This is a genomic window from Streptomyces sp. NPDC020681 (assembly GCF_044334895.1).
GTDB lineage: Bacteria > Actinomycetota > Actinomycetes > Streptomycetales > Streptomycetaceae > Streptomyces.
The window spans coordinates 357,929-378,510 of the sequence record NZ_JBIRTX010000003.1 but is presented as its reverse complement, the minus strand read 5'-3'; the positions used below and the strand labels follow the sequence as shown (position 1 = coordinate 378,510).

Below are 20,582 nucleotides of genomic sequence, written 5' to 3'. Positions count from 1 at the left end.
GCCGTGCTTCGGCCGAACGGGCAGTGCTTGTGCCGAACGGGTGGATCCGGGGCCCTGGGGGTCACCCTTGCCGACGCGGTGCGTGTCACACCTCTGTGTGGTTCCGCCGCGTCCCGCCGTCGCCCTAAGGTCAAGGTCATGTTCGCCGCCTACGCCGCCCGCATCGACCGCGAAGCCCCGCTCAACGGCCTTGAGCTGGGAGAGCGCCCGGCCCCCGAGGTCCGGCCGGGCTGGACCACCGTCACCGTCAGAGCCGCGTCCCTCAACCACCACGACATCTGGTCGCTGCGCGGCGTCGGCATCAGCGAGGACAGGCTGCCGATGATCCTCGGCTGCGACGCCGCCGGGATCGACGCCGACGGCAACGAGGTCGTGGTCCACTCCGTGATCGGCCAGACCGGGCACGGCGTCGGCCCGGACGAGCCGCGCTCCATCCTCACCGAGCGCTATCAGGGCACCTTCGCCGAACAGGTCACCGTCCCGTCCTGGAACGTGCTGCCGAAGCCGAAGGAACTCAGCTTCGAGCAGGCCGCCTGTCTGCCGACGGCCTGGCTCACCGCGTACCGCATGCTCTTCACCAACGCCGGTGTACGGCCCGGCGATTCGGTGCTCGTACAGGGCGCCGGCGGCGGTGTCGCCACCGCGGCGATCGTTCTCGGGAAGGCGGCCGGCCTGCGTGTGTACGCAACCAGCCGCGACGAGGCCAAGCGGAAGCGGGCCGTCGAGCTCGGCGCGGTGGAGGCGTACGAGCCGGGCGCGCGGCTGCCGCACCGGGTGGACGCGGTCATCGAGACGGTCGGCGCGGCGACCTGGTCGCACTCGGTCAAGTCGCTGCGGCCCGGCGGCACGTTGGTGATCTCGGGCGCCACGAGTGGCGACCGTCCTGCGCACGCCGAGCTGACCCGGATCTTCTTCCTGGAGCTCAAGGTCGTCGGCTCGACGATGGGCTCCAAGGACGAGCTGGAGGACCTCCTCTCCTTCTGCGCGGCGACCGGCGTGCGGCCGGTGATCGACGAGGTACTCCCGCTGGACCGTGCGCGGGAGGGGTTCGAGCGGATGGCGGGCGGCGACCTCTTCGGGAAGATCGTGCTGAAGCCCTCCTGATCGACTGTCTTCCTGGTGGGCCGCCCTCTTGATCGACTGCCTCTTGGTCGACTGTCTTCTTGATGGGCCGTCAGTGGCGATGCGCCGCCGTTAGTCCCGGTAGACGACGGTGAAATCCCCGCACCGGCTCTCCCGTGCGGTGAGAGCCTTGCGCAGTCGGCGCAGATGGTCGGTCGTCAGCTGGAGCGGTGGCTCGTCCGGCTGATGGGTGGTGCCGCGGGGATAGTCCTCGTCCGGCGTGGTCGTCATCTCTATGTGGCAGCCCAGGACATGGGTGATCGGTGTCGTCCCGCAGAAGTCGAGCAGGCGGTCGACCGTGGCGGTGAAGGCGGCCGTGTCCTCGACATAGAGCCTGCCAGGGTAGAGGGAGTCACCGGTCAGCAGCAGGCCTGTGTGCCGGTCGTGGAAGACCACGGCCGCGTCCTGGTGGCCGGGGCCCGGCAGGACGTCGAGCACCCGTCCGCCCAGGTCCAGTTCGGCGCGGCCGTCCGGCCACTCCTCGAGGCCGAAGAAGTCCTTCACCTCGGGCAGTGAGGGGCCGACGGTCTCCGTATGCGGCCGGTCCGCGAACTGCGGGTCGCCCGCGATGTGGTCGCCGTGGCCGTGGGTGTGGGCCACGACCAGGCCGTACTCCTCCTGGGACGTGCTGCGCGGGTGGGCGGCAAGCCGGCGCTCGATCAGGCCGTCGACGGTCGCGCGCAGCGGGAAGTGCGCCGGGTCGGCCGTCGCGCCGGTGTCGAGCAGCAGCGCCCGCTCGTTCCCGTACAGCAGGAAGAGGAACGGGGCTTCGAAGTGCACCGACTTGTTCTGCCGCAGGATCACGGTGTGTTCGGAGTACGCATGCACCTGTATTTCCGGAGCCGGGTCGTGCTTCGGGGACGGCCAGCCGGCGTGCCACTGGACGTCGAGGCTGCCTGGGACGGGTGCGGAAGCGCGGAAATCGATCACGGGACCACGGTACGGCGGAGGACTGTCAACCGGGGTTGACTGTGGACAACTGTCAATGTAGGTTGACAGTCATGACCGAAGCAACCGATCTCGCCGAGCGGGCGGGCGACCGTGACCCACGGGTCGGGCTGCGGGCGGTGGCCGCGCTGCGGCGACTCCTCGAACAGCTGGAAGCCGTACAGGTCCGCAGCGCCCGCAATCAGGGCTGGTCGTGGCAGGAGATTGCGGCCGATCTGGGCGTCAGCCGGCAGGCCGTACACAAGAAGTACGGGAGGCAGTGATGTTCGAGCGCTTCACCAAGGACGCGCGGGATGTGGTCACGGGCTCTGTGGAACATTCGGAGCGGGCGGGCGCGGACGCGGTCACCGAGGAGCATCTGCTGCTGGCGATGCTGGACCAGCAGGGGACGCGGGCGGCGTTCGCGTTCACGGCGCTCGGAATCAGGGACCGACGCGAGTCCGTGGAACGAGCTTTGGCGGACGCGCGGCGCCGCGGCGGTCTGTCCAAGGCGGACGAGGACGCGCTGGCGGGCCTCGGGATCGATGTCGGCGAGATCGTCTCGCGGGTCGAGGAGACGCACGGGCGCGGAGCGCTGCAGTCGGGTCCGAAGGCGAAGCGGTGGTGGGCGGGCCATCGGTCCTTCACGCCGTCGGCGAAGGACACGCTGGTGCAGTCCCTCCGGATCGCGGTGGGCCGCGGGGACCGGGAGATCGGCGGCGAACACTTTCTGCTGGCGCTGACGGCGCGGCCGGGGGTGGTGGCGGATGTGCTGGCGGAGCACGGGGCGACGTACGAGTCGGTGGAGCGGGTGATGTACGGGGGCGGGGGCGGAGCCTGAGCCGGCGGGTGCGGGTGCGGGGTTTTTGCCCCCACCCCGCCCCTTCCCGAAACTGGGGGCAGGCCCCCAGGCCCCCGGGAGGCGGGCGGGCTGGCGCCCCGGCCAGGTTGCGGCAGCTTCGCGCCGCGGGCAGGGCCGTGCGTGGTGCCGAAGCCGCGCCCGGGTCCCCGTTGCCGGGCAGCTTCGCGCCGTGCGCGATGTCGAAGCCGTTGCCCCGGCTGGCTGTTGCTGGCAGCTTCGCGCCGCGGGCGGGCGAGGGGGGTCGCCTAGCAGGCGCCCCAGCACCAATTGCAACAGCGCGCCGTGGGCAGGAGTCGTGCGGTTCGCCGAAGTGGGCGCCAGCGCCCGTTGCGGCAGCTTCGCGCCGCGGGCGGGGCCGGCCGTGCGTGATGCTGATGCTGCGCCCGGGTCCCCGTTGCCGGGCAGCTTGGCGCCGTGCGCGATGCCGAAGCCGTTGCCCCGGCTGGCTCAGGCGCCCCGGCACCAATTGCGACAGTGCGCCGTGGGCAGGAGTCGTGCGGTTCGCCGAAGTAGGCGCCAGCTACCGTTGCGGCAGCATCGCGCCGTGTGTGGTGGCGACGCTGGGGGCACTGTCGCGGCAGCGTCGCGCCGCGGGCAGAGGCCGTGCGTTGTGCCGACGCCGACGACCGACCCCTCGCGGCAGCGTCTCGCCGCGAGGGGGCGTCTGGCGCCCTGCCCCGTTCCGCAGTTCGCACCGGGGCCGGGCCGGCCCTGCGGCCCGTTGGAGTCGGCGGCTGGCCCTGTGGCTGTGGTCGGTTCGGCCAGGGGCCGTCGCCTCTGCGAGTTGGCCCTCAGGTGCGGGGCGTGCGCAGCAGGGCGCCGATGTGGGCCGCTGCCGTGGACAAGTGGCGGCGGGTTTCGCGGAGTTGGTCGTCCGTGACTCCGTTGTCCCTTGCCGCGTCGCGGATGTCGTCGCGGAAGCGGTCGAGCAGGCGGTCCAGGTCGCGTGACGGGTCGCCCGTCGGCGGGGTGTCCTTCGGCCAGTCGGGGTCCGCGTCGGCCGGTTCCGGCTTGATGTACGGGGGCCAGGTCGTGCCGCGCGCCAGGCCGCCCAGTTGTGTCGAGAGTTCCGAGAGGCCCTCCCGTACGCCCGTCGGCCAGTCGCCGCGCGCGAAGTGGTCCTGCACCTGGTCCTGGACCTGCTTGGCGATGCGCTGCATCTCCCGGCGTGCCGTCTCCTGTGCCTCCTTCGCCTGGCGGCGGGCCTGCTGCGCGTCCTCACGGGCCCGGCGGGACTCGTCCTTCGCGCGGCGGGCCTGCTCCTGCCACTCGTGGGTGACCCGGCGCACCTCCTCCTTCGCCGTGCGCCATGCCTCCGGGTCGCCCCAGTCCATCGCCCGGTCGCTCTTCCCGGACTTCCCCGGCTTCCCCGTCTTCCCGGACTTCCCGGTTCCGGGTGACGTCCGTGTCTCGGATGCCGCCGCCCGCATCTCGCTGCGCAGCTTGCCCGCCGCGCCGCGGACGTCGTCGCGGATCTCCGCGGCGAGTTCGGAGACCGACTCGCGGATCTCCAGTTCCAGATCGGCCAGTTCGCCGCTGCGCCCGGCCAGTTCCTCGCGGCCCGCGTCGGTGATCGAGTAGACCTTGCGGCCGCCTTCGGTGGCGTGCGTGACCAGGCCCTCGGCCTCCAGTTTGGCCAGCCGCGGATAGACCGTGCCCGCCGACGGCGCGTACAGGCCCTGGAACCGCTCCTCCAGGAGCCGGATCACTTCGTAGCCGTGGCGCGGGGCCTCGTCCAGGAGCTTGAGCAGATAGAGGCGCAGACGGCCATGGGCAAAGACGGGCGCCATGTCAGAGCACCTTTCCGGAGGGAGCGGCATCGCTGGGGGCGGTGTCGTGCGGCGCGGTGTCGTGCGGTTCGTCGTCCTCCGCCGGGCGGCGGAGCAGCGCGATCGAGCCGGAGACGGTCGTTGCCTTGAGCGTGCCCGTGCCCGCGCCCAGCGTGCCGGTGATCTTCTTCGCGCCCCAGTGGCCGCTGACCCGCAGATCATCGAAGGCGTTGGCGACCGCGCCGCTCGCGGTGTTCGCCTCCACCTCCGCGTCGGTCGGATGCGGCAGCCGGATCGCGATCTCGCCGGACACGCTGTTCAGCCGGATGTCGGTGGGCCTCGACGTCCCCTCCACGTCGAGCACGGTGAGGTCGACGACCATGTCGCCGCTGACCGAGTCGCCCCTGACCGACGACCCCGCGCCCTCGATCACGGTCAGATCGCCGGAGACGGAGCCGTAGCGCAGGTCGCCGGTGACGGCCTGGGCCTCCAGGTTCCCGGAGACGGTTTCGGCGTGGACCGCGCCGGAGAGCCGTACGAGTGTGGTGTCGCCGCTGACGCCGCGTACGGCCGTCGTCCCCTTGATCCCGGAGACGACCGCTCCCGCGCCGACGACGCCGACCTCGACGCTCGCGTGCGACGGGACCGCGAGCGAGACGACCGCTCTGCGGTGCCAGCCCTTGCGGTCGAGCCACTTGAGGAAGCCCTTCCAGGGCAGGTCCTCGTACGCGACGGTGAGCGTGGAGCCCTGCAGGGTCACGATCAGCGGAGGGCCCTCGATCTCGCTGACCTCGAGGCGGGCGGAACCTTCGTCCGTGCCCACGACGTTGACCGTTCCGCTGACGATGCGCACATTGAGTGCGGTCACGGGGTCGTCGAAGGTGAGCTTCTGCGGCTCGGAGACTTCCCACGTCGACTCTGCCATGGTGCTGACCCTCCCTAGCGGGGCTGACGCAACATATCGCGTCTTCTCTTCGTTACGATATATCGCGAATGGCGGATGTCAAGCGTTCCGGGAATCCCGTGCGGGCGCGAGTACTCCGCCATATCGGGACAAACTGCCCTAGCGTATGGGGAATGAACGCGACACCCGTGGGCGCGCTGCTGCTCTGCCGGGCCGAGCCCTCCGCCGTACGGCCGCCGGCCCATCTGCTGCGTGAACAGCAGCTCCTCGCTCCCGCCGGCGACGAGTGGAGCGTCCTCGTCCCGGAGGGAAAGCCCTGGCAGGACGGCGGCGAACCGGTCGACCGGGTCCTCGCGGGCTGGGCGACGGCGGTCGCCGTCGGCGTGACCTGGCCGGTGCTCGCGCTGTGGTGGGACGGCGACCGGGCCGGTTTCACGCTCGCCTCCGGATTCCGCAGACCTGTCGGCTACATCTGGCTCGCGGACGGCACACCGGTGGGCGAGGACGAGGCGATGCGCACGTTCGCGGCGCGGCTCGGGCTCGATCCCGTACTCGACATGCAGGCGCTCGAGCCGCTCACCCGGCCCGACCCCGCGTCGGACGCGCGCGCCCGGCTGCTCGGCCTGATCGCGGTCCTGGCCGGCGCGGGGCTCGAACTGCCCGGCGGTCTCGCACCCGGCGAACCGGCCGACCGGCTCCGGTCGGTCGCGCACGAGCTCGGCGCGGAGACCGTGGAGTGGTCGGGCTGGCGCGATGCCGTACGGGCGGAACTCGACGCGGTCGAGGAGGGCCCGCTCGGGCCGTGGCTGCGCGGCCCGAAGGCGCGGGCGCTCGGCGCTGCGCAGCTCGCGGCGGGTGTGCCGCTGGCGGTCTGGGGGCTGCGGCGCAGGAGCGGAGGCTGGGTGGTGGCCGGTGCGGTGCTGGTGGCGCACGGTGTGCTGGGGCTGGTGTACGACCGGGTGCGGGAGCGGACGCGGTAGTCCGCGCCTCCCGGTGCGGTGCGCCGGGCCCCGCAGCCCTGTATCGCGCCCTACTCGTCCTCGTCCTCGTCGTCCAGCCTCGCCAGCCAGGTGGCCAGGCGCTCCACCGGGACCTCGAAGTCGGGGTTGAGGTCGACGAACGTACGCAGCTGCTCGGCGAGCCACTCGAAGGTGACCTCCTCCTGGCCGCGCCGCTTCTCCAGCTCCTCGATGCCGCGATCGGTGAAGTACAAGACATGCTCCTGATACGGATGGGCACTACCTCCTCAGATTACGGCGACTTCCGGCTCTCCCCTGCAACCGGGCGGGCCAGTAACGTCGTCGCCATTCGCACAGCACCCAAGTGAGTTACCGCTGGGGCGAGTTGGCCGTCGAGAACGGGGGGAACCGTGAACGGACGCGTCCAGCAGATCGAACTGCCCGGGGGAGCCGTCGTGCTCGCCCGGCTGTCCACCGCGGGCGGCGGGTACGGCGAGGACGACGAGGACGTCGGCTTCGTCGAGAACGCCACCGCCAAGGTCCAGCAGCTCCAGCAGCTGATCACCGATGTCGGCGCGTCCGTCCTGGAGGCGGCGGCCGCGGCCGGGCCGGACGAGGCGTCCGTCTCCTTCGGCGTCGAGCTGACCGCGAAGTCCGGGGTGGCGCTCGCCGTGCTCGCCGCGGGCGAGGCCAAGGCATCGGTCCAGGTCACGCTCACCTGGCAGCTCAAGAACCGGCCGTCGGATCAGCAGCCACCGGACCCCTCACCCGCACCCGGTCCCGACGCCGTATGACCGACACCGAATCCGACTCCGTCATCGACGCCCTCACCCGCGCGGCCACCGTCCACCTCGTCCCTGCCCAGGACAGCGCCGCGATGTGGGGCAGCGGTTTCTTCGTCGCGCCCGGCTGGATCCTGACCTGCGCGCATGTCCTCGCACCGCACCTCAGGGGCGACCGCGGCCGGATCTTCCACGTCAGCGGCAGCGAGGTCAACGGCGGCGAGCCCCTCGAAGCCCGGCTCGACTGCTGGCTCCTGGACGGCGAACCGCGCTCCGAACAGCGCGTACCGGTCGAGCAGGATCTCGCCCTCGTACGGCTCGTCGAGCCCGGTGTCGAGCACGAGTGCGTCTGGCTCACCGAACGCACCGACTATCCCGGCGGCCGGGGCGTCATCCAGGGCTACCGGCCCGAGGAGGGCGCAGTGCCGCGGGCCGTGCGCTGGAAGGCCGCCGCCACGATCAACGGATTCGACGACGACTACGGAATGCGGTTCAGGCCGGAGGCAGAGTTCCCCAAGGGCGGCTCCGGCTCCCCGGTGCTCGACGCGCACACCGGCGCCGTCGTCGGCATCCTCAAGTCCCGGCGCGCCGGCCGGGACGGCGGCATGGCCATCGCGGCCACCGCGCTGCGCCGCTTCGGCCCCGCGTACCCGCAACTGATGTCCGCGCACGACCGCTGGCACGGCCAGTCCCCGAAGGTCACCGGACACAACTGGATCGAGCGCCAGCACCAGCTCCCCGGCGCCGGCGTGCACACCGGCGGCGACCAGTGGAGCCCACGCGACCGGCGCGAGGCGCTGTTCCTGCTGGCCGGCGTGCATCCGCCGGACGGCATCCGGCCCGTGGTCGAGCTCGCGAAGAAGGCCCGCGGCGGTGTCGCCTCGCCGCCCGGACAGCTCCTGCCGCACCTGTGGCGCGACGGCCACGGCCTGCTGTACGAGGCGGGCCAGCCGGTCGCCGCGATTGCCGCGCTGCACTACCTCCAGCTGGTGGTGGGGTACGAACGCAGCCGCGGCGGCGACCCCGTGGCGCTCGCCGACTGGGTGGCGCGAAGGCTCCAGGACGTGCCGCGCATCGTGCACACCGTCGTCACGCAGGCGACGCTGCCGCCTGGACTCGTGCACCCGCGCGCCGCGGACGGCCCGGGCCGGATCGTGGTCCGCTATCCGCGGCCGGGCGACGGCGCCGCGGTCGTCATCGTCGAGCTGGAGCCCGTCTGCGACGCGGGAGCGACCCGCTTCTACTGGCGCATCCGCGTCGACGACGGCCATGACGTCAACGAGCCGCTGCACGAGGAGCAGACCGGCGACGGAGTGCCGCCCGAGCAGCTCGTCCAGAAGCTGCGCGGACCGCTGGACGAGGTCTTCGCCACCGTCGACGGGCCCGGCGTCCCGGCGCCGCTCGAAGTCGCGCTGCCCGCCGACCACTTCGACACCGCCGTACACCGCTGGCAGCTCACCGAGATGGCCCGGCTGCACCATCCGGCGTATGTCGGCGTACGGCGCATGGTGGTGCTGCGCGATCTCTCGCGGCGAGGAGAACCGGACGCCGCGTGGCTGCGTCGCTGGGAAGGGACGATCGCGGCCGACGCGCTCACCGCGATCCGTACGCCGCCGCAGCGCCAGGTCCCCAGGGCCCGGCACTTCGAGTACATGCCGGCGTCCGCCGTGCCCGTGCTGTGCAGGCCCGCAGGCAGCGGCGTCGGACGGCGGGCCATCGGCCTGGCGCTGGAGGCCGGACACGGCATCGCGCTGTGGCACACGGACGGCCATTCCGAGTACGGCTGCAACGAGTTCTGCGACGAGGTGAACGAGGGCGCGGCCGAGCTGATCGCGGGGACGGCCGTCGCGACTGAGCTTCCTGACCGGCTGCGCCGTATCAGGGACGACATCAGCGGATCGCGGAACAGCAGGCACTGGGCGGAAGGAGTGGCCATGCTCTACGACGACCCGAGCCGCCCTCTGCCCGCGGACGACAACGGACCGGTGGACTCGCCATGAGGGGCCGCCGCCGAGCAATGGGACCGCGGGAGGCTGGGTACATATCCCGCAAGGTCCGCCACCGGTGCCACCGGCCCCTCAAGAGGAGCGAGCGATGGACGACTGGCTGATCTACCGAGGCGTGGGGGAACCGGATCCCGGCAGGATCCGGCGGCTGCCTCCGCCGCCGCCCTGGCGTGCGTTCTCCGGAGTGCCGCTGCCCGACCCCGCGCCGCCGATCGACAGCTCGTCCACGCGGCGGCTCGGCGCACGCGTGGAGGCACCGCCCGCCCAGGACGACGAGGCGCTCGAACTGATCAACGCCGCCCTGTACTTGCGGCGTCCGCTCCTGGTCACCGGCGAGCCCGGCTCCGGCAAGTCCACGCTCGCGCACTCCGTCGCGTACGAACTGGGCCTCGGCCGGGTCCTCCAGTGGCCCATCGTCAGCCGCACCGAACTCAAGGACGGCCTCTACAGCTACGACGCCATCGGCCGGCTCCAGGACGCCCAGCTCGCCGAGCGGGGAGCCGGGCGCGGGTCCGACGACATCGGCAGGTACATCAGGCTCGGGCCGCTGGGCACCGCGCTGCTGCCCGCCGAGCGGCCCCGTGTGCTGCTCATCGACGAGCTCGACAAGAGCGACATCGACCTGCCGAACGATCTGCTGAACGTGGTGGAGGAAGGCGAGTTCGCGCTCCCCGAGCTGGAGCGGATGGCCGACCGGCCGGGCCAGGACGAGGTGCGCGTGCTCACCGACGACGGCCGCCGGGTGCCGGTCCAGGACGGCCGGGTGCGCTGCCACGCCTTCCCGTTCGTCGTGATGACCAGCAACGGTGAGCGCGACTTCCCGGCTCCGCTGCTGCGCCGCTGTATCCATCTGCACCTCGACCCGCCGCGCGACGAGCGGCTCGCCGCCATGGTGCAGGCGCACTTCGGGGCCGGCGCGGACGAGCAGAACCTTGATCTGATCGGCCAGTTCACCCGCGAGGACGGCGACGGCGAACTGCGCCCGACCGACCAGCTGCTCAATGCCATCTACCTCACGCAGCACGCCGTGCGCGCGGAGCCCGGCCGGCGCGAGGAGCTGGCCGAGCTGCTGATCCGGCCGCTCGACATACGGCAGCGGTGAGAAACCGTGAACCCGGCCCTGGCCGCTCTGGTCGCCCGGCTGCGTGAGGCGGAACTGAAGCCCACCGCCGAGGAGTTGGCGGACGCGCTGTGGCTGGCCGGCCACGTACCCGCCGCAGCCCGGCGCCAGGACGGCGCGCCTGCGGGCCCGGCGCTGCCGGAGCCCGCGGACCGGCCGCCGGCCGAGGCCGGTCAGCCGCCCGAGGAATCCTCGTTCCGGCCCGGACCACAGCCACGGCCCCGTCTCGACCTCTACGGTCCGGCGCAGGCGGACGGCGTGCCCGGTGGAATACCCGACGGTGGCACGCGCCGGGTGCCCGTGCCCGCCCCGGCGGCGCTGCCCGACACGCTCGCGCTCCAACGCTCGCTGCGGCCCCTGCAGCGCTACCGCCCGCCCATGCGCCTGGTCCGCCGCGAGCTCGACGAGATCGCGACCGCCGACCGCGCCGCCGACACCGGACTCGTGGTGCCCGTGCTGCGCACGAGCCGCCGCCGTGAGGCCCGGCTCGCGCTCGTGATGGACGAATCCTCGTCGAATGTCGTGTGGAGCACGGCACTTGAGGAACTGCGCCAGATCTGCGAACGGGCCGGCGCCTTCCGCGAGGTCGCCGTCCACCGCCTCAGCGAGGACGAGCCCGTGCCCGCCCAGCTCGGCGACCCGACCGGACGCCAGCTGACCGTGGTGCTCAGCGACTGCGCCGGACCCATGTGGCGCAGCGGCCGGATGCAGCGGCTGCTGCACACCTGGGCGTCGACCGCACCGGTCGCCGTCGTCCAGCCGCTGCCGCAGCGAATGTGGGGCCGTACGCATCTGCCTGCGCGGCCCGGACTGCTGCGGCGGCGCGAAGGACCGGCGGGGCGGCTGGAGTTCAGCCCGCAGCGCGGCGGCGCCCAGCGCGGGATTCCGATACCGGTGCTCGCGCTGCGCCGTTCCTCCTTCGAGGCCTGGACGCGGCTCGTGGCCGGCGCCACGGGCCAGTCCCTGAACGCCGCCGCGGCACTGGTCACGGCCCGCCACCGGCCGGCCGCTGCCCCGTCCCGTGCGGCCCGCCGGATCGACGCCGCCGACCGCGTACGCGCCTTCCGCAGGACCGCGTCACCGGCCGCCGCCCAGCTCGCCGTCTATCTGTCGGCGGTCCCGCTGATGCTCCCGGTGATGCAGCTGGTGCAGCGCGCCATGCTGGTCCGCAGCGGGCCCGACGTACTGGCCGAAGTGCTGCTCAGCGGACTGCTGAAGCGCGACGACGAGGGCCCCGACGAGGCCGAGGGCGGCCCGGCGTACGCCTTCCTGGACGGTGTGCGCGAGGAGCTGCTGGGCCAACTGGGGGCCAGTAGCGCCTCGTTGGTGCTCAAGCACTGCTCCGAGTACGTCGAGTCGCGCTACGGCCGCTCCGTACGCAACTTCCCGGCGATGGCCGCCGCCTTCCTCGCCGGATCGGTCGACCCGCGTCCCGCGTCCCCGGCACGCGCCGACAGTGGCAGGCTCTGGGCCTTCGCCCAGGTCTCCGCGCTGGTGCTGCGCCGGCTCGGCGCCCCGCAGCCCGCCGCGACCCCGGGCGGCCTGCCGAAGGACGGCCCGGCGGGTCTGCTGGCCAGGGCCCGCGCGTGTCTGACGCACTTCGGCGAGTACGGCACCGTACGCGATCTGGACGCGGCGATCAGGCTCCTCGGCTCGGCCGCACAGGCGGAACGGCGCGTTGCCGAACGCGCCGGACTGTACGGAGAGCTGGCCGAGGCCCTGTTCCGGCGCTGGCTGGTGCGTCCGCTGCCGGAGGATCTGCGCGAGGCGCTGGACGCGGCGCAGAACGCGCTCACCGGGAAGCCGCAGGCGCATCTGACGCTGGCCCAGGTGCTGGAGGCGATGGCCGTCGAGGTCGAGGCGGGCCGACTCCAGTCCCGCCGGCTGGAGTGGGTACGGGCGCTGACCGCCGCGGAACCGGACGACCCGGGCATGGAGGCCGCCGTCCTGCTTCTGTCGGCGGACAGCAGCCTCGCCGAGCTGACCGACAACCCGCCCGGCCCGGACGGCCGTTCCGGGCTGCGGGAGGACGCCGCCTGGGCGCGGATCCGGGTGCTGCGGCGGCTCGCGGTGACCGGCGCGCCGTACGGGCTGCGCGGACCCGGCAGGCCCGAGGACTGGTTCACCGAAACACTGCACACCGCGCTCGGCGTCGTACAGCTGCTGCTGGCGGACGAACACCGGGAGTCCGCGCTGCTGGTCAAGGGCGGGCTCCTCCTCGAACTGGCCCGCCACTACCGCGGCGAGGGACCGGTCGCCAGGGCCGCCACCGAGGAGGACCGGATCACCTCCCGCGCCTTCGCCGACCGCGCCGACAAGGATCTGCACGCCGGCATCGACGCCATCGACTGGGACGCCGTCGAGCAGACGGAGCTCTGCAGGGCCTGGCTGGACTACGCCGACGCCATCGAGTTCGCTCACGAACACCCCGACGAAGACGCCCGGCTGCGCATCCTCCAGGCACTGGACCAGGCACGCCGACATGTCGACAAGGACGAGGAGGCGCTCGCCGACATACTGCTGCGGATGGCCCGCGTCCTGGAGCAGCGGTACGTGTCGACGGGCGGCTGGGCGTACCGGGACTCGGCGATAGCGGCCTGGACCGAGGCGCTTCCGCTGCTGCCCTGGCACGATCCCGGCCGCGCCGCGGTCCTCACCTCGCTCGGCAGGCAGCTGACCGAGCGAGGCGTGGACAAGGAGGCGCCGGGAGACATCCACGCCGCCGTACGGGCCCTGCGCGGCGCGATCGACGAGACATCGGCGGCCGACCCCGAACTCCCGCGCCGCCGCGCCCTGCTGGGCCACGCCTACATCGAACGGTTCCGCGCCGAGGAGACGGTCGCCGACCTCCACGAGGCGGACTGGGCACTCGGCGCGACCGCCCGCGCCGCCGCGGACCGCGAACTGGCCGCGTACACCTGGTGGTACCGGGCGCTCGCCTCGGCGCTGCTCGCCCTGCGCACGGCCTCCCACCAGCGGCTCCAGGACGCCGCCGAGTACTACCGGCGGGCGGCGGCCGAGCCGGGCTCCGCCGGTCTGCTGGAGCGGGCCACCGCCGCCCAGTGGATGCGGGCCAAGCGTCTTGAGCGCACGGCGGGTCGGGAGCGGGCGCTGGAGGAGCACAGCGCGGTGCTCGCCATGCTGTCGGCCGTCGGCGCGACGGACTCGGACACGGCGGAGCTGATCCGCGCGGAGGTCGTACGCCTCGAAGAAGCCTGAGGGACCGGACAGGACCCGGGCAGAGCCGAGAGGCCCGGTCCCGCGCGAGGTGCGCGGGCCGGGCCTCTTCAGGTTCTGCGTACTGCTCGCGTACTGCTCAGGCCTCGAAGACCTCGTTGAGCAGCTGCTGCTGCTCGGCCTGGTGCCGCTTGGCCGAGCCGACCGCCGGGGACGAACCGTGCGGCCGCGAGATGCGGCGCAGGCGCTCGCCGTGCGGGATGTCCGCTCCGACGGCCAGGTCCAGGTGGTCGATCAGGTTGAGCGCGATGAACGGCCACGCACCCTGGTTCGCCGGCTCCTCCTGCGTCCAGAGGTACTTCTCGGCGTTCGGGAACTTGGCGATCTCGGCCTGGAGCTCGGCACCCGGCAACGGGTACAGACGCTCGAGGCGGATGATCGCGGTGTCCGTGTTGCCGCGCTTGACCCGCTCGGCCTCCAGGTCGTAGTAGACCTTGCCGGTGCAGAAGACGACCTTGCGGACCCCGTTCGGGTCCACGCCGCCTGCATCAAACGCAGCGTCGCCGATCACCGGGCGGAAGCCGCCGCTGAGGAACTCCTCCGCCTTCGACGCCGCGGCCTTCAGACGCAGCATCGACTTCGGAGTGAAGACGATCAGCGGCTTGTGGTGCGGGTTGTGGACCTGCCAGCGCAGCAGGTGGAAGTAGTTCGACGGCAGGGTCGGCATCGCGACCGTCATGTTGTTCTGCGCGCACATCTGCAGGAAGCGCTCAGGACGGGCGGACGAGTGGTCCGGGCCCTGGCCCTCGTAGCCGTGCGGCAGCAGCAGCGTGACGCCGGAGGTCTGGCCCCACTTCTGCTCGGCCGACGAGATGAACTCGTCCACGACGGTCTGCGCGCCGTTGACGAAGTCACCGAACTGGGCCTCCCACATGACCAGCGCGTCCGCGCGGGCCAGCGAGTAGCCGTACTCGAAGCCCATCGCCGCGTACTCGCTGAGCAGCGAGTCGTAGACGTTGTAGCGGGCCTGGTCGTCGGAGAGGTACAGCAGCGGCGTGTAGTCCTCGCCGGTCTCCTGGTCCACCAGCACCGCGTGGCGCTGGCCGAACGTGCCACGGCGGGTGTCCTGGCCGGAGAGCCGGACCGGAGTGCCCTCCATCAGCAGCGAGCCGATGGCGAGCGTCTCGCCCATGCCCCAGTCGATCGTGCCGTCCTCCACCGAGGCCGCGCGACGCTGCATCTGCGGCATCAGACGCGGGTGGACGGTGATCCGGTCGGGGATGTTGACCTGGGACTCTGCGATCCGCTTCACGACCTCCTGGGAGACCGCGGTGGTGACGGCCACCGGGAACTCGGCCTGCGCGTCCGGGACATGCGCCGTGGTCGGCTGGCTGGTGGCCTCGCGGACCTCCGCGAACACCTTCTCCAACTGGCCCTGGAAGTCCTGGAGCGCCTGCTCCGCCTCTTCCAGCGTGATGTCGCCACGACCGATCAGCGACTCGGTGTAGAGCTTGCGCACCGAGCGCTTCTTGTCGATCAGGTTGTACATCTGCGGGTTGGTGAACTGCGGGTTGTCGCCCTCGTTGTGACCGCGGCGGCGGTAGCAGATGAGGTCGATCACGACGTCCTTGTTGAACGTCTGGCGGAACTCGAAGGCGAGCCGCGCGACGCGGACCACGGCCTCCGGGTCGTCGCCGTTCACGTGGAAGATCGGCGCCTCGATCATGCGGGCCACGTCGGTCGCGTACATGGACGAACGCGAGGACTCCGGGGCGGCGGTGAAGCCGACCTGGTTGTTGATGACGATGTGGACCGTGCCGCCGGTGCGGTAGCCGCGCAGCTGCGACATGTTCAGCGTCTCGGCGACCACACCCTGGCCGGCGAAGGCCGCGTCACCGTGCAGCGCGACCGGCAGGACCGTGAAGTCCGTGCCGCCCTTGTTGATGACGTCCTGCTTGGCGCGGGCGACACCCTCCAGGACCGGGTCGACCGCCTCCAGGTGCGAGGGGTTGGCGACCAGAGAGACCTTGATCTGCTCGCCGTCGAGACCGGTGAAGGTGCCCTCGGCGCCCAGGTGGTACTTCACGTCGCCGGAGCCGTGCATCGACTTCGGGTCGAGGTTGCCCTCGAACTCCCGGAAGATCTGGGCGTACGACTTGCCCACGATGTTCGCGAGGACGTTCAGCCGGCCGCGGTGGGCCATGCCGATGACGACCTCGTCCAGGCGCGACTCGGCGGCGGAGTCGATGACCGCGTCGAGCAGCGGGATGACGGACTCGCCGCCCTCCAGCGAGAACCGCTTCTGACCGACGTACTTGGTCTGCAGGAAGGTCTCGAAGGCCTCCGCCGCGTTCAGGCGGCGCAGGATCCGCAGCTGCTCCTCGCGCTCGGGCTTGGTGTGCCCGCGCTCCACGCGGTCCTGGATCCACTTGCGCTGCTTCGGGTCCTGGATGTGCATGAACTCGATGCCGGTGGTGCGGCAGTACGAGTCGCGCAGCACGCCGAGGATGTCGCGCAGCTTCATCATCGACTTGCCGGAGAAGCCGCCGACCGCGAACTCGCGCTCCAGGTCCCACAGGGTGAGCCCGTGCTCGGTGATGTCGAGGTCGGGGTGCTTGCGCTGGCGGTACTCCAGCGGGTCGGTGTCGGCCATGACATGGCCGCGGACCCGGTAGGAGTGGATCAGCTCGAAGACGCGGGCGGCCTTGGTGACGTCGTCGTCGTGCGAGGCGTCGATGTCCTTGAGCCAGCGGACCGGCTCGTAGGGGATGCGCAGCGCCTGGAAGATGTCGTCGTAGAAGCCGTCCTCGCCGAGGAGGAGGTTGGCGACGACCCGCAGGAACTCGCCGGAGGCGGCGCCCTGGATGACGCGGTGGTCGTACGTGCTCGTGAGGGTCATCACCTTGGAGATGCCCAGCCGGTTCAGCGTGTCCTGGGAGGTGCCCTGGAACTCCGCCGGGTAGTCCATGGAGCCGACGCCCATGATGACCGACTGTCCGGGCATCAGCCGCGGCACGGAGTGCACGGTGCCGAGGCCGCCGGGGTTGGTCAGCGAGACGGTGACGCCGGTGAAGTCGTCCATCGTCAGCTTGTTGTTCCGGGCACGGCGGACGATGTCCTCGTACGCCTGCCAGAACTCGAAGAAGTTGAGCGTCTCGGCCTTCTTGATGCCGGCGACGACGAGCTGGCGGTCGCCGTTGGGCTTCACCAGGTCGATCGCGAGACCGAAGTTGATGTGCTCCGGCTTGACCAGGGTCGGCTTGCCGTCCTTCTCCGTGAAGGAGTAGTTCATCGACGGCATGGCCTTGATCGCCTGCACCATCGCGTACCCGATGAGGTGCGTGAAGGAGACCTTCCCGCCGCGGGCGCGCTTGAGGTGGTTGTTGATGACGATCCGGTTGTCGAAGAGCAGCTTCACCGGGACGGCGCGCACGGAGGTGGCCGTGGGCAGCTCCAGCGACGCGTTCATGTTCTTCGCGACGGCGGCCGAGGGGCCGCGGAGCGTGACGTACTCGGGGCCCTGGGCCGGGGCCGGCTCAGCCGCCTTGCCGGCGGCAGCCGCCGGCGCGGCGGCGGGCTTCGCGGCCGCGGGAGCCTGAGCCGCGGGCTGCGCCGGTGCGGCAGGGGCAGCGGCAGCCGGGGCCGGGGCCGGGGCTGCGGGCTGTGCCGGTGCGGCGGGGGCTACAGCCGCGGGCTTCGCGGCAGGGGCCGCGGGGGCCGCAGGGGCGGCGGCAGCCGGGGCGGCCGCGGGTGCGCCGTTGGACGGTGCGGCGACCGGGGCTGCGGTGTCCGCAGCCCCCGCGGCTACGGCATCCGAGGCCTGCGCGGCGCTCGACTGACCGGCGGCCGGTGCACCCGGCTTGTAGTCGGCGAAGAAGTCCCACCAGGCACGGTCGACCGAATTCGGGTCCTGGAGGTACTGCTGGTAGATCTCGTCGACGAGCCACTCATTGGGGCCGAACGCGGCGGCAGGGTTCTTACCCTGCCCGCCTTGGTCGGTCGAGATGCTCGAGTTACTGGGGGACTGAGACGACACGGCGGCAACCGCCCTCTTCCGCTTCACAAGGTGGTGGACAGCGGAAATAAAGGCTACGCCTCCCTGGCCGAGAGGTGCAGGCCGGGCGGGCCATCGTCGCGCAAGTCACACCGAAGGGCGGGTTTCGGGGCAGGGAATGGCGGGAAACAAGCATGGTTTCGCACCCAGAGTCCGAAGCGGGGTCTGGGCGCGGGCGGTGTCCTCACCTGCGTACACGCAGAATGCGCGCTTCCGGTTCGAACCCTACGTCAACCGCGTGCCGCCGGGACCCCCGGAAGCGTGACGAGGATGCGGCAGCCGCGGGACGATTCGGCCACGCCGATGCGCCCGCCGTGCAGATCGACCGCCCAGCGTGCGATCGCCAGGCCCAGGCCCGTACCGCCGTCGCTGCCCTTGCCGTGCGGTGACGTCACGCTGCCGCGGTTGAAGCGCTCGAAGACCCGATGGCGCTCCTGCTCGGGAATGCCCGGGCCCTCGTCGACCACTTCGAGGTCGAGCGACTCCGGCAGCGGGCCGCGCCGGGCCCGTACGGTCACGCGGCCGTGCGGCGGCGAGTGCTTGACCGCGTTGTCGATGAGGTTCGCCACCACCTGGTGCAGCCGCTCCGCGTCCGCGTGCGCGGTCAGCTCGGGCGGCGACACGTCCAGATGCAGATGCACGTCGGTACGGGTGTGGTGCCCGGAGCCGGACGTGAGACCGCGCTGGGAGGCGGCCAGATTGGCCTCCTTCAGCACTCCCGACAGATAGGGCCACACCTCGAAACGGCGGGACCGCAGCGGTACGACGCCGTTGTCCAGCCTGGAGAGGTCCAGCAGCGTCTCGACCAGGCGGCCCAGCCGCTCGGTCTGCTTGAGCGCCGTGCGCATCGTCTCCGGATCGGCGGCGGAGACCCCGTCCACGACGTTCTCCAGCACGGCGCGCAGCGCGGCGATCGGAGTGCGCAGCTCGTGCGAGACATTGGCGACCAGCTCCTTGCGGTGCTGGTCCACCGCCTCCAGGTCGTCCGCCATGCGGTTGATGGTGGAGGCGAGGTCGCCGAGCTCGTCCCGGCGGTCGGCGCCGCGCACCCGGCGGGTGTAGTCGCCGTGCGATATGCCCTTGGCCACCGTGTTCATCTCGTCCAGCGGCGCGGTCAGCCCGTGCGCCACGAACTGGGTGATCAGGAGCGTCGCGATCACCGAGAAGACGGTGATGAAGCGCAGCTCGGTCTCGGTGCGCAGCGCGACCAGCAGCAGGCCGGTCGTGATGAAGACCGAGACGACGACGAGCGTGCCGAGCTTGGTCTTGATGGATATCGAGATCGAGGCGGACCGCAGCCAGTTTCTCCAGCCCTGGCTGCGGTCTCGTCTGCCGGGCCGTCCGCCACGGAGCCTGCGCCTCATGGCGCAGGCGTCTCCAGCGCGTAGCCGACGCCGTGCACGGTACGGATCCGCTCTGCGCCGATCTTCCGGCGCAGAGCCTTGATGTGGCTGTCGACGGTGCGGGTGCCGGAGGCGTCCGCCCAGTCCCAGACCTCGGCCAGCAACTGCTCGCGGGAGAGCACGGCGCGCGGCGTGTTCGCCAGGCAGACCAGCAGATCGAACTCGGTCGGCGTCAGATGCACGTCGTCACCGCGCACCCGGACCCGGCGCTGTGCGTGGTCGATCTCCAGCTCGCCGAGGCGCAGGATCCCGCTGCGCGGGGTCACCGCGGCGAGCGCGGCCCGCTCGACGCGGCGCAGCAGCACATGCACGCGTGCCGCGAGCTCCCGCATCGAGAAGGGCTTGGTCATGTAGTCGTCCGCGCCGACGCCGAGCCCGACGAGCATGTCCGTCTCGTCGTCGCGCGCCGTGAGCATCAGGACCGGGACGGGACGCTGCGCCTGGACGCGACGGCACACCTCGAGGCCGTCGAAGCCGGGCAGCATCACATCCAGGACCATGAGATCGGGTTGCCATGCCTCGGCCGCGTCGACCGCGGCGGGCCCGTCGGCGGCCGTCTGCACGAGGAAGCCCTCGGCCCGCAGACGTGCGGCGATGGCGTCGACGATCGTCGAATCGTCCTCGACCACCAGCACCCGGCGCTGGGCGCCGGGCGTGGCCGCGACGCCGTTGTGGGTGGTGTGTGTCTGCTCCATCGTCCCGCCCCTGTACGCGTTCTCGCGAGCTGCAAGCCGGTTCTAGATCCGGTGTGTAGGTCAGCAGCGTAAAGGCAGTGACGCACTCCCGGCTACGCAGGGCGAACAGCGAGATGGACCACGTCGGGAACTCCTCGGGCAAGGGGGATCTCTTCGGTTCTTACCCCGGTGAATCCGGCATTCCGCAACGCATCCTCGAAAGCGGCGGAGGGCTGGGCGGACCACACGGCGAGAATTCCGCCCGGCTCCAACAGGGCCTGACAGGCGGCTAGTCCGGCTGGTGAGTAGAGATTTCCGTTGTCGTCGGTGACGGTCCAGTCGGGTCCGTTGTCGATGTCAAGACAGAGGGCGTCGTAACGCTCCGCGTGGTCCGGACCGGCACGGAGGTGGTCAAGGAGGTCCGTGTGCAGGATCACGCTGCGGGGGTCGGCGAGCGCGTCGCCGGAGATCTGCCGCAGCGGCCCGGTGCGGTGCCAGTCGATGATCGCCTGTTCGCGCTCGACGACGGCGATGCTGCGCCAGTTCGGGTTGGCGGCGGCGTGGGCCAGCGAGAAGCCGACGCCGAGGCCGCCGATGAGGAGGGCGGGATCGCGTTTTCCGGCGGCGGCGAGCGCGTCGTACGCGGCGTCGACGAGAAGTCGCTCGGAGCGGCCGTCGGAGGTGTCCATCAGAAAACACCCGTTGGCGATGATCTCGTGCCGATCACCGCGCCGCCGCAGTACGACCTCGCCATGGGGTCCGTCGCGCCGGTCGAGGGTGACGGGCGGATCGGACGCGTCGGTGTACAGCGACATGGATGACC

16 protein-coding genes are annotated in these 20,582 nt (G+C 71.6%); 8 read left to right on the top strand and 8 right to left on the bottom strand.

Going from position 1 to position 20,582, the window contains the following annotated elements; translation table 11 throughout:
- Positions 1–138 precede the first annotated feature (138 nt).
- Positions 139–1,104 (top strand): zinc-binding dehydrogenase, encoded by a 966-nt coding sequence (locus tag ACH4YL_RS08795; RefSeq protein ID WP_398506167.1) that lies wholly within the window; start codon positions 139–141, stop codon positions 1,102–1,104.
- A 90-nt stretch (positions 1,105–1,194) separates the two neighbouring features.
- On the opposite strand, the gene ACH4YL_RS08790 is transcribed toward ACH4YL_RS08795, so the two are convergent.
- The gene (locus ACH4YL_RS08790; RefSeq protein ID WP_398506165.1) at positions 1,195–2,052 is read right to left on the bottom strand and encodes an MBL fold metallo-hydrolase; all 858 of its coding nucleotides are present in this window, start codon (positions 2,050–2,052) and stop codon (positions 1,195–1,197) included.
- A 71-nt stretch (positions 2,053–2,123) separates the two neighbouring features.
- On the opposite strand from ACH4YL_RS08790, the gene ACH4YL_RS08785 reads away from it, so the two are divergent.
- Positions 2,124–2,333, top strand: a complete 210-nt coding sequence (locus ACH4YL_RS08785; RefSeq protein WP_398506164.1) for a helix-turn-helix domain-containing protein — start codon at positions 2,124–2,126, stop codon at positions 2,331–2,333.
- Positions 2,333–2,890, top strand: a complete 558-nt coding sequence (locus tag ACH4YL_RS08780) for a Clp protease N-terminal domain-containing protein (protein WP_398506163.1) — start codon at positions 2,333–2,335, stop codon at positions 2,888–2,890. Before ACH4YL_RS08785 ends, ACH4YL_RS08780 begins: the two co-directional genes overlap by 1 nt.
- Before the next feature lie 812 nt (positions 2,891–3,702).
- On the opposite strand, the gene ACH4YL_RS08775 is transcribed toward ACH4YL_RS08780, so the two are convergent.
- Together ACH4YL_RS08775 and ACH4YL_RS08770 are read right to left on the bottom strand one after the other, a co-directional pair.
- Positions 3,703–4,701: a helix-turn-helix transcriptional regulator gene (locus ACH4YL_RS08775; protein WP_398506161.1), complete on the bottom strand. Its 999-nt coding sequence runs from the start codon at positions 4,699–4,701 to the stop codon at positions 3,703–3,705.
- A gap of 1 nt (position 4,702) precedes the next feature.
- Positions 4,703–5,605: a DUF4097 family beta strand repeat-containing protein gene (locus tag ACH4YL_RS08770; RefSeq protein WP_398506160.1), complete on the bottom strand. Its 903-nt coding sequence runs from the start codon at positions 5,603–5,605 to the stop codon at positions 4,703–4,705.
- A 152-nt stretch (positions 5,606–5,757) separates the two neighbouring features.
- Here ACH4YL_RS08770 and ACH4YL_RS08765 point away from each other — a divergent pair, with 152 nt between their 5' ends.
- The gene (locus ACH4YL_RS08765; protein WP_398506158.1) at positions 5,758–6,564 is read left to right on the top strand and encodes a hypothetical protein; all 807 of its coding nucleotides are present in this window, start codon (positions 5,758–5,760) and stop codon (positions 6,562–6,564) included.
- Positions 6,565–6,614: 50 nt separating this feature from the next.
- Here ACH4YL_RS08765 and ACH4YL_RS08760 read toward each other — a convergent pair whose 3' ends face one another.
- Complete coding sequence (locus ACH4YL_RS08760) at positions 6,615–6,797, bottom strand: DUF6104 family protein (RefSeq protein ID WP_055509879.1); 183 nt, start codon at positions 6,795–6,797, stop codon at positions 6,615–6,617.
- A gap of 156 nt (positions 6,798–6,953) precedes the next feature.
- On the opposite strand from ACH4YL_RS08760, the gene ACH4YL_RS08755 reads away from it, so the two are divergent.
- The 4 genes from ACH4YL_RS08755 to ACH4YL_RS08740 all read left to right on the top strand — a co-directional run bounded on the left by ACH4YL_RS08755 (position 6,954) and on the right by ACH4YL_RS08740 (position 13,670).
- A complete protein-coding gene (locus ACH4YL_RS08755) occupies positions 6,954–7,337 on the top strand; it encodes a CU044_2847 family protein (protein WP_398506156.1) in 384 nt (127 codons plus the stop codon).
- Positions 7,334–9,325, top strand: a complete 1,992-nt coding sequence (locus ACH4YL_RS08750) for a trypsin-like peptidase domain-containing protein (protein WP_398506154.1) — start codon at positions 7,334–7,336, stop codon at positions 9,323–9,325. The genes ACH4YL_RS08755 and ACH4YL_RS08750 overlap by 4 nt, the downstream gene beginning before the upstream one ends.
- Before the next feature lie 94 nt (positions 9,326–9,419).
- The gene (locus ACH4YL_RS08745; protein ID WP_398506153.1) at positions 9,420–10,433 is read left to right on the top strand and encodes an AAA family ATPase; all 1,014 of its coding nucleotides are present in this window, start codon (positions 9,420–9,422) and stop codon (positions 10,431–10,433) included.
- A 6-nt stretch (positions 10,434–10,439) separates the two neighbouring features.
- Positions 10,440–13,670 (top strand): SAV_2336 N-terminal domain-related protein, encoded by a 3,231-nt coding sequence (locus tag ACH4YL_RS08740; protein WP_398506151.1) that lies wholly within the window; start codon positions 10,440–10,442, stop codon positions 13,668–13,670.
- Between the two features lie 97 nt (positions 13,671–13,767).
- Here the strand turns inward: ACH4YL_RS08740 and ACH4YL_RS08735 are convergent, their stop codons facing one another.
- From ACH4YL_RS08735 to ACH4YL_RS08720, 4 genes are all read right to left on the bottom strand, one after another.
- Positions 13,768–17,664 (bottom strand): multifunctional oxoglutarate decarboxylase/oxoglutarate dehydrogenase thiamine pyrophosphate-binding subunit/dihydrolipoyllysine-residue succinyltransferase subunit, encoded by a 3,897-nt coding sequence (locus ACH4YL_RS08735; RefSeq protein WP_398506149.1) that lies wholly within the window; start codon positions 17,662–17,664, stop codon positions 13,768–13,770.
- A gap of 248 nt (positions 17,665–17,912) precedes the next feature.
- Entirely contained in the window at positions 17,913–19,046 is a 1,134-nt protein-coding gene (locus ACH4YL_RS08730) for an ATP-binding protein (RefSeq protein ID WP_398506148.1), read from the bottom strand.
- Positions 19,043–19,780, bottom strand: coding sequence for a response regulator transcription factor (locus ACH4YL_RS08725; protein WP_003959164.1), 738 nt, complete (start codon positions 19,778–19,780; stop codon positions 19,043–19,045). The genes ACH4YL_RS08730 and ACH4YL_RS08725 overlap by 4 nt, the downstream gene beginning before the upstream one ends.
- A 92-nt stretch (positions 19,781–19,872) precedes the next feature.
- Positions 19,873–20,574 (bottom strand): spermidine synthase, encoded by a 702-nt coding sequence (locus ACH4YL_RS08720; protein WP_398506147.1) that lies wholly within the window; start codon positions 20,572–20,574, stop codon positions 19,873–19,875.
- Between the last annotated feature and the right edge of the window lie 8 nt (positions 20,575–20,582).

What these genes read in the sequence shown, in the direction of transcription:
- ACH4YL_RS08750 (WP_398506154.1), top strand. Translation starts at nt 7,334, where the DNA reads ATGACCGACACCGAATCCGACTCCGTCATCGACGCCCTCACCCGCGCG.
- ACH4YL_RS08765 (WP_398506158.1), top strand. Translation starts at nt 5,758, where the DNA reads ATGAACGCGACACCCGTGGGCGCGCTGCTGCTCTGCCGGGCCGAGCCC.
- ACH4YL_RS08780 (WP_398506163.1), top strand. Translation starts at nt 2,333, where the DNA reads ATGTTCGAGCGCTTCACCAAGGACGCGCGGGATGTGGTCACGGGCTCT.
- ACH4YL_RS08785 (WP_398506164.1), top strand. Translation starts at nt 2,124, where the DNA reads ATGACCGAAGCAACCGATCTCGCCGAGCGGGCGGGCGACCGTGACCCA.
- ACH4YL_RS08770 (WP_398506160.1), bottom strand. Translation starts at nt 5,605, where the DNA reads ATGGCAGAGTCGACGTGGGAAGTCTCCGAGCCGCAGAAGCTCACCTTC.
- ACH4YL_RS08720 (WP_398506147.1), bottom strand. Translation starts at nt 20,574, where the DNA reads ATGTCGCTGTACACCGACGCGTCCGATCCGCCCGTCACCCTCGACCGG.
- ACH4YL_RS08795 (WP_398506167.1), top strand. Translation starts at nt 139, where the DNA reads ATGTTCGCCGCCTACGCCGCCCGCATCGACCGCGAAGCCCCGCTCAAC.
- ACH4YL_RS08730 (WP_398506148.1), bottom strand. Translation starts at nt 19,046, where the DNA reads ATGAGGCGCAGGCTCCGTGGCGGACGGCCCGGCAGACGAGACCGCAGC.
- ACH4YL_RS08775 (WP_398506161.1), bottom strand. Translation starts at nt 4,701, where the DNA reads ATGGCGCCCGTCTTTGCCCATGGCCGTCTGCGCCTCTATCTGCTCAAG.
- ACH4YL_RS08745 (WP_398506153.1), top strand. Translation starts at nt 9,420, where the DNA reads ATGGACGACTGGCTGATCTACCGAGGCGTGGGGGAACCGGATCCCGGC.
- ACH4YL_RS08725 (WP_003959164.1), bottom strand. Translation starts at nt 19,780, where the DNA reads ATGGAGCAGACACACACCACCCACAACGGCGTCGCGGCCACGCCCGGC.